Source organism: Gammaproteobacteria bacterium CG11_big_fil_rev_8_21_14_0_20_46_22 (genome assembly GCA_002796245.1).
Classification (GTDB): domain Bacteria; phylum Pseudomonadota; class Gammaproteobacteria; order UBA12402; family UBA12402; genus 1-14-0-20-46-22.
On sequence record PCWT01000038.1, the window covers coordinates 1 to 7670 of the forward strand.

Sequence of the window (7670 nt, forward strand, 5' to 3'; positions counted from 1 at the left end):
AAACCAAGGTAGCGATCAGCAATATAGCCACCGAGAATCGAAATAGCCCAGCTCAGAGAAGCATATACCCCAAAAATGCCATAGGCTTCAGCAACCGTCTATTTCCCTAATATCAATTGAAAAAGTTAGGCATCGGCCAAAGCCGCCAATAGATCTGCTTGATGCTCCTGCCCCAAAGTATCAATCACCAAACCCAAATTACCTTCCATAATTTCATCGAGCTTATACAAAGTTAAATTAATGCGATGATCCGTCACCCGACCTTGCGGGTAATTATAGGTGCGAATACGTTCCGAGCGATCACCACTGCCAACAAGGTTACGGCGCTGAGTCGCCTCAGCTTGTGCTTGTTTTTCTTGTTCGGCGCTTAATAATTTCGCCTGCAATAAACTCATGGCACGCGCGCGGTTTTTATGTTGTGAGCGCTCATCTTGGCATTCAACCACCACACCCGTTGGGATATGCGTGATACGAATCGCAGAATCGGTTTTATTCACGTGCTGACCACCTGCGCCGGACGCACGAAACGTATCAATACGCAAATCTGCCGGATTAATATCGATCTCTTCGATTTCATCGGCTTCTGGCATGATCGCAACCGTACAAGCAGAGGTATGAATGCGCCCTTGCGATTCTGTTTCTGGCACACGTTGCACACGGTGCGCACCCGATTCAAATTTTAATTTTGAGTACACGCCGTGGCCAATAATACGGCCAATGATTTCTTTATAGCCGCCGTGCTCACCTTCGCTTTGACTGACAATTTCCACCTGCCATCTTTGACTCTCAGCATAGCGCGAATACATGCGAAATAAGTCGCCTGAAAAGATCGCCGCCTCATCACCGCCCGTACCCGCGCGCACCTCTAGGAATACGTTTTTCTCGTCGTTTGGGTCTTTAGGCAACATCAAAATCTGTAGTTCATGCTCTAAGCGTTCAACGGCTTCCTCAGCGATTTTCTTCTCTTCTTTGGCCATCTCGCGCATATCAGGATCGCTGTCTTTTAGCAAAACCTCACTCTCTTCAAGGCTAGACTCAGCGTGTGTATACGCTTGGTACGTTTTTACCACCGGCTCGATCTGTGCATATTCCTTAGAAAGATCACGAAACTTGGTTTGATTGCCAATGGTTTCTGGATCAGACAAAAGTGCACTGATCTCTTCAAAGCGATCGCACAAGGCGACGAGTTTTTGTCGAATAGAGTCTTTCATGGTGTTTCACTAATGTTGTTTAAAGAGGGCCTGAACAAAGTCACGCAAATCGGGTTGATCCAGCTGATCAGCATAGCGCATCAAGAGACTAGGCTCGTGCAATAATTTATTCGTGATGCTGCGAGATAAATAATCTAATACTTCATCAATATTCGCGCCAGAGTCGATCATACGGCGGCATTTTTTTAATTCATTTTCACGCAAGGTTGAAGCTTTCGCATACAACGCTTTGAGCAAAGGGCCAGTATCATCACCATCCAAACTGCGAATAAATTTCGCGGCTTCGCGCGTGATTAAGGTTTCCACTTTGGCCAAGGTGTGCTCGCGCATCGAAACATTATTTTCAGCTTCTTCACGCAAATCATCCACGCTTAACACAGTCACAACCTCAAGCTCGGCCACTTCAGGCTCGACATCGCGCGGCATAGCCATATCAATAAACACCATGGATTTATAATTACGCTGCTCCAGCGCAGACTCCACAGCCCCCTTGCCGATAACCGGCACTTGGCTAGCTGTTGCGCTCATCACCACATCCACGAAGGGAAGCGCATCATGAATTTGAGCCAAGGTAATTGTTTGCGCATTGCATAAACTGGCGATGTCTTTAGCAGCCTCTTGATTACGTGCAGCAATAACAATAGAAGCAAAATTCATGCGAGCGATGTATTGCGCCATGAGCTTACTGGTCTCACCGCTGCCGACAATCATTACGGATGGCGAACTGATATTTCCAACCAACTCTTTCGCGCGCTTGCTGGCAATAGAGGCCACAGAAACTGGACACATGCCCAAGCGGGTGCTTTCACGAATCGATTTAGCCACACTGTTCACACATAACATCAAGCGATGAAAACTTCCACCCAACACGCCGTGCATTTCAGAAAAGTCAAAGGCGCGCTTAAGCTGACCAAAAATTTCGGTCTCACCCACCACCATCGAATCCATGCCTGAGGCCACGCGCATCATGTGCTCCACCGCCATCTGGCCTTGGTATTCGTAATAGACGTTATTCAAAGTATCCAAATCGACACCGCTGTGCGACTGTAGCAAAAACAAAATTTCACGCGCTTGATTAGAATCACTGTAAATTTCTGTGCGATTGCACGTGACCAATATGACCACCTGACTCGCCGTGGTTTGGGCAATAATGTCGGCCATGAAAGCTTGCTGACGAGCATGATCGAGCGCACAATGCTCGCGAATCTCAATCGGCGCCGTTTTAAAGTTTAAACCGCAAACAGATATCTTGCTCATAGGCCTGATGGTGTTAAAAAGTGGGCACAGTTTATCAAAATTTGACCCTGTCAGCCAAACAAATTACCATCGCTGCATTGCCAATAATGATGATCTTAAAGATGCGCCTGACACAATTTGCCAAAATCAGCCTGCTTTGCATTTTACTCGGTGCGTGTGCCGTCATGAGCCAAGCCCCTTTAAACCAAAATCTGTCTTGGACTCAACGCCAAGCACAACTGAAATCCATCGCCCACTGGACCATCCACGGCTCGCTGGCCCTGGCCACCACGCAAAAAGCCTTCAACGCCAGCGTGGTTTGGCAACAAACCGCGATGAACCGTTACACCCTGCACCTCTTTGGCCCACTGGGCCTGGGCGCTGTGAATGTTAGCCGTGATGCCAAAGGGGTAACCATCGTCACTAGCGAGAAACAACCTATCCACGGCCAAAATACCGAAAGCTTATTACAGCAAGAGCTAGGCTGGAGCTTACCGATTCATAATTTCTATTACTGGGTACGCGGCTTGCCAGCACCCGGCTCGCACGCGACAAAACATTTTGATCAGTATCATCACTTAAGCTCACTGAGCACACGTCAATGGCGCGTGGATTATTTATCCTATATGAATGTGAACGGTGTGGACTTGCCGCATAAAATACGCTTCACCTCACCGTTTACCCGCGCGGTACTGGTGATTTCAGATTGGAAACTTTAAAACTTTAGGCAATATCAGGGTAAAGCTGTATCACGCAATCCGATAAAGGCTTGGCGGCACAAAGTAAAACATAACCGTCCTTGATTTCTTCATTATCAATCGCGTAAAGCTCGGTATCACCGTAAGTCACCCGACCTTCGACTAACAAGGATTTACAGGTGCCGCAGCTAGCCATCTGGCAGTTATAAGGTAAATCTAAACGCTCACGCAGGCCCGCATCTAAAATCGTCTCATCATCATTGACGGTTAATGTGATATCGTCCGGTAAAAACATCACAGTGTACATGTTTATACTCTCTCTAAGTAAAATTCGACGGTTTCGCGCAAACCCGCTTCAAAACGGATGTTGGCTTTCCAGGCGAGCTCACGCTCAATTTTTTCACCATTGATTGCATAGCGCCAATCATGACCCGCACGGTCTTGTACAAAACTGATCAGGCGCTCATGCGGTGCGCCCTCGGGGCGCAGCTCATCCATGATCGCACAAATCATTTTCACGATCGCAAGATTGTTTTGTTCGTTATCCGAGCCGATGTTGTACACACTGCCTACCTGCGCTGTTTGAATAATGGTATCGATCGCTTCGCAGTGATCTTTCACATGCAGCCAATCACGAATATTGGAACCATCGCCGTACACAGGGATCGGCTCGCCTTTCGCACAGCTTCGAATAATCGTCGGGATTAATTTTTCCGCATGTTGATACGAGCCGTAGTTGTTCGAGCAGTTTGATGTGGTGACAGGCAAACCGTAGGTGTGTTGGTAGGCGCGCACCAAATGATCTGAGCCGGCCTTACTTGCTGAATAGGGGGAATTCGGTTCATAGCGATGCACTTCAGTAAACGCAGGCTCATCTTTTTTCAGTGTGCCATACACTTCATCGGTTGAGATGTGATGAAAACGACACCGTGCTTCATCCCATTTTTTTTCACCCAACCAAAACAAACGCGCTTCTTCGAGTAAAGAAAAGGTGCCGACCAAATTGGTTTGTATAAAAGCAGCAGGCCCGCTGATCGAGCGATCCACATGCGATTCGGCCGCAAAATGCACGAGGGTATCGATACCGTGCTCTCGCAAAAGGCTGGCAATGGCTTTGCCATCACAAATATCTGTGTGAGAAAAATGATAGCGATCATCGGCCGCGCAATCAGCCACATTCTCCAGCGAACCTGCATACGTCAACGCATCCACATTCACCACACATTCAACACTCGGCTTTGAGAGCAGCAAGCGCACAAAGTGCGAACCGATAAAACCGGCACCCCCCGTCACTAAATAACGTTTACCCGTATACATAATTATTCTCCGCATCCGAAAGCCCTGGCGCATGACGGTCTTTATCGGCCATCACAAAATCGCCTTTGGGCAAATCAATCCCAAGTGCGGGATCAAAAAAAGAAATCGTGCGCTCAAGTGAGGGCGTATACAGATCGGTAGTTTTGTATAAAAACGCGCTGTGATCTTCAAGCGTTAAGAAACCATGGGCAAAACCTGCTGGCACCCAGAGCATATTGTGACGTTCGGCATCTAAGCGCTGTGAAACAACCCGACCAAAGGTGGGCGAGCCTTTTCGTATATCAACCACATAGTCCATCACCGCACCACTGACCACGCGCAACAGTTTGCCTTGGGCATGCGGATTGAGCTGATAATGCAGGCCACGCAAAATACCTTTTTGCGACAGCGAATGATTATCTTGGACAAAATCAACAGTAATGCCCGCTTCATAAAAAGCTTCGTGATGGTAGGTTTCCATAAAAAAACCGCGCGCATCAGGAAATACTTTAGGTTCAATAAGCACAACATCAGGAATCGACAAAGGTGTAAATTTAAACGGCATGGGCTTTTTTCAACTCCGTCATGATTTCTTTCAAGCTTAACTGCCAAGCTTTGGGCTCAATACCCAAGGCTTGCCAGGTCGCTTGCTTATCTAAGACCACAGAGTGCGGTCGTTTTGCCGGCATAGTAAACGCTTGTGAGCTCACCGGCAACAACTCAATAGGCTGGCTTAATAACCCCATGCTCAAAGCATATTCATGAATCATCACCGCGAAATCATAACGGCTGGCCACACCGGCATCAGTGATATGCTGCAGGCCACAAACTTCCGGGCACTCAATCGCTCGCTCTATCGCCAATGCCAAACTTGCCGTAGCCGTCGGTGAGCCAATTTGATCATCCACAATCGTTAAGCGGGTTTTGGTTTTCATAAGCTCAAGCATGTTGGTCACAAAGTTGCCTGGGTTAGGCGAATACACCCACGCCGTTCGAATCACTAAGTGTGAAGGACTAACATCAAGCACGGCCCGCTCGCCTTGAGCCTTGCTTTGACCGTACACACTGATGGGATCGGGTTGATCGTTTAAACTGTAGAGCGCCTTTTGACCTGAAAAAACAAAATCCGTGGAAACATGTATTAATCGTGCGCCACAATCTGTCGCACATCGCGCTAAGATGCCAGGGGCTCGGCCATTCACCCACATGGCAGAGTCAACATCACTTTCGGCCTGATCGACCAAATTATACGCTGCCGTGTTAATCACCATGGTCGGCTTTTCATGTTCAAAAACGGCTTTAACGGCGAGCTCATCAGTAATATCCAGAGCTTCTCGGGTCAGCAGCAGCAAATCATAACGACTCGATAGCCGCGCTTTGAGCGCTTTGGCGAGCTGGCCATTCGCCCCTGTGATTAGAATCTTCATCGCCTTACAAATATCCTATTCATTTTGCCAGTCAGTCTATCATGCCTTATACTGCTACCTCAATTAACGAGCCAAAACTTCCACGGAAAAGCCATGCACAATCAACCCGACGTTAGCGTCATTATTGTCAACTACAACACGGCAGATTTGATCACGCGTTGCTTAGACGATTTGCACAAGCAAGTGGGAGTGACATTTGAGATCATCGTGGTCGACAATGCCAGCGCTGATAATAGTTGTGAGCGTATCAGGAGCTACCTCAGCGATAAGCTCAAGCTTATCGAAAGCCAAGAAAACTTAGGCTTTAATCGCGGCAATAATTTAGCCGCAAAATCAGCCGCGGGCGATTATCGTCGCGACAAATGAGTTCTTAGAGCAGAATACACAAGCCTAGCAGAGCTTTACACCCGGCCAGATTGAATGATAAGCTTTTTTCAAATACCGAGAGACTTTGCAATGAAAAAAGCTTTATTCTTCGCTTTAATAATTTTAACAGGCAGCGCCTTTGCGTTGAACCAAGTCAGCGTTCAGTTAACGCGCTTAGCCTCAAGCTTTTCATCAGACATCAACGCATTTCAACACTTCCAGCCGCCGGTCTATCGCGAGGGTTATTATGCGTTTATCGGCAGCGATCATGGTGCGACTAGTCTCGGGATTTTTTCCAACATTAACGGCAATATGCAAGACATCGCCACCGATCAAACCCACTTGCCTGGTGGTGCGGGGCAATTTGTGAATTTTGGCGGCCTAGACAATCAAGGTCGTCAATTATTAAGTATCAATAAACACTCCCTGGCCTTTGAGGGCAATGGGCGCTTTGGACAAACTGGCTTGTATCTCTACAGCCAAGGCCAGCTTGCCCTTATTGCTAATGAAAAAACCCCTGTCCCTAATAGTGCAGGCACGTTCAATGCTTTTATGGATCCAGGCTTAATGCTCGACAAGAGCGTCGGCTTTATTGCGCAAAACAGTGATAACACACAGGGCATCTATCTTGCCAACCCACAAGGGCTATTGCATAAGCTTGTCAACACGCAAACCACTATGCCGCACAGCCAAAGCCAATTTGAGCAATTCAGCCACCTTGAATTTTCTCGGGTGAGTACAGCCAAAGACACCGACTTTGCGTTTGTGGGCAAAGGCGCCGGCAAAGAAATCGGTGTTTATCGCGACATGAACGGCAAGATCACGCTAATTGCCAATGAAAATACACAGCTACCCGATGGCGGCACAGGGTTCTTCACGGGCTTTGGTGATTTGGCTTATGATGCAAACACACAAGGGGTGGCATTTATTGGCAATGGGATTTTGGGTCAAACCGGTTTGTATTATAACGACGGCAAACAAACAGTAATGCTCGCCAATCACGAAACTTTTATCCCTCAAGGCATCGGGCATTTCATTGCTTTCTCACACGTCATCGCCACCGATCACCTCATCGTCTTTCATGGCGATGGCCACAATGGACAAAAAGGCGTGTATGTTTACACCAGCAAGAATGGTGGCATTTATAAAATACTGAGCACAGGCGATACGGCTGATGGCAAAAAAATCAAGAATGTGATGATCGCCAATGAATCGATGACAGACACCAACCTTGCGCTACTCGTTATTTTTGAGAACGGCAAAGAAGCACTTTATGTCGCAAGCTTAACGTTGCCTGCGATTGAAGCGATTCCGAACTTGTCGCAAAATGGATAAGATTTTTGGGTAGCCTGTATATGGACTCACCCCCATTGTAAAGGATAAAAAACACTCGAGCACAATAAGGTAAAGATTGCATCTGTATATCCGGCATCTGA

General features: G+C 47.4%; 9 protein-coding genes. 3 read left to right on the forward strand and 6 right to left on the reverse strand.

Annotated features, from left to right (window positions below):
• Window positions 1-125: 125 nt before the first annotated feature.
• Together COV52_04695 and COV52_04700 are read right to left on the reverse strand one after the other, a co-directional pair.
• Complete coding sequence (locus COV52_04695; GenBank protein PIR11279.1) at window positions 126-1211, reverse strand: peptide chain release factor 1; 1086 nt, start codon at window positions 1209-1211, stop codon at window positions 126-128.
• A 9-nt stretch (window positions 1212-1220) separates the two neighbouring features.
• The gene (locus COV52_04700) at window positions 1221-2468 is read right to left on the reverse strand and encodes a glutamyl-tRNA reductase (GenBank protein PIR11280.1); all 1248 of its coding nucleotides are present in this window, start codon (window positions 2466-2468) and stop codon (window positions 1221-1223) included.
• 20 nt (window positions 2469-2488) lie between these two features.
• On the opposite strand from COV52_04700, the gene lolB reads away from it, so the two are divergent.
• Window positions 2489-3166 carry an outer membrane lipoprotein LolB gene (gene lolB, locus COV52_04705; GenBank protein PIR11281.1) on the forward strand — a complete coding sequence of 226 codons (678 nt, stop codon included), beginning with the start codon at window positions 2489-2491 and terminating at the stop codon, window positions 3164-3166.
• A gap of 4 nt (window positions 3167-3170) precedes the next feature.
• Here the strand turns inward: lolB and COV52_04710 are convergent, their stop codons facing one another.
• The 4 genes from COV52_04710 to rfbD are packed head-to-tail and all read right to left on the reverse strand — an operon-like array spanning window position 3171 to window position 5868.
• Window positions 3171-3452, reverse strand: coding sequence for a hypothetical protein (locus COV52_04710; GenBank protein PIR11282.1), 282 nt, complete (start codon window positions 3450-3452; stop codon window positions 3171-3173).
• 2 nt (window positions 3453-3454) lie between these two features.
• Window positions 3455-4462, reverse strand: coding sequence for a dTDP-glucose 4,6-dehydratase (gene rfbB, locus COV52_04715; protein PIR11283.1), 1008 nt, complete (start codon window positions 4460-4462; stop codon window positions 3455-3457).
• Window positions 4449-5006, reverse strand: a complete 558-nt coding sequence (gene rfbC / locus COV52_04720) for a dTDP-4-dehydrorhamnose 3,5-epimerase (protein ID PIR11284.1) — start codon at window positions 5004-5006, stop codon at window positions 4449-4451. The genes rfbB and rfbC overlap by 14 nt, the downstream gene beginning before the upstream one ends.
• Window positions 4996-5868 (reverse strand): dTDP-4-dehydrorhamnose reductase, encoded by an 873-nt coding sequence (gene rfbD / locus COV52_04725; protein PIR11285.1) that lies wholly within the window; start codon window positions 5866-5868, stop codon window positions 4996-4998. Before rfbD ends, rfbC begins: the two co-directional genes overlap by 11 nt.
• Window positions 5869-5961: 93 nt before the next feature.
• Between rfbD and COV52_04730 the strand changes: the two genes are divergently transcribed.
• Window positions 5962-6234 (forward strand): hypothetical protein, encoded by a 273-nt coding sequence (locus COV52_04730; GenBank protein PIR11286.1) that lies wholly within the window; start codon window positions 5962-5964, stop codon window positions 6232-6234.
• A 90-nt stretch (window positions 6235-6324) separates the two neighbouring features.
• Window positions 6325-7569 carry a hypothetical protein gene (locus COV52_04735; GenBank protein ID PIR11287.1) on the forward strand — a complete coding sequence of 415 codons (1245 nt, stop codon included), beginning with the start codon at window positions 6325-6327 and terminating at the stop codon, window positions 7567-7569.
• Window positions 7570-7670: the final 101 nt, after the last annotated feature.

Bases quoted from the DNA above. Each gene is read 5' to 3' on its own strand.
- COV52_04710 (PIR11282.1), bottom strand. From the start codon at position 3,452: ATGTACACTGTGATGTTTTTACCGGACGATATCACATTAACCGTCAAT.
- rfbD (PIR11285.1), bottom strand. From the start codon at position 5,868: ATGAAGATTCTAATCACAGGGGCGAATGGCCAGCTCGCCAAAGCGCTC.
- rfbC (PIR11284.1), bottom strand. From the start codon at position 5,006: ATGCCGTTTAAATTTACACCTTTGTCGATTCCTGATGTTGTGCTTATT.
- rfbB (PIR11283.1), bottom strand. From the start codon at position 4,462: ATGTATACGGGTAAACGTTATTTAGTGACGGGGGGTGCCGGTTTTATC.
- COV52_04700 (PIR11280.1), bottom strand. From the start codon at position 2,468: ATGAGCAAGATATCTGTTTGCGGTTTAAACTTTAAAACGGCGCCGATT.
- COV52_04735 (PIR11287.1), top strand. From the start codon at position 6,325: ATGAAAAAAGCTTTATTCTTCGCTTTAATAATTTTAACAGGCAGCGCC.
- COV52_04730 (PIR11286.1), top strand. From the start codon at position 5,962: ATGCACAATCAACCCGACGTTAGCGTCATTATTGTCAACTACAACACG.
- COV52_04695 (PIR11279.1), bottom strand. From the start codon at position 1,211: ATGAAAGACTCTATTCGACAAAAACTCGTCGCCTTGTGCGATCGCTTT.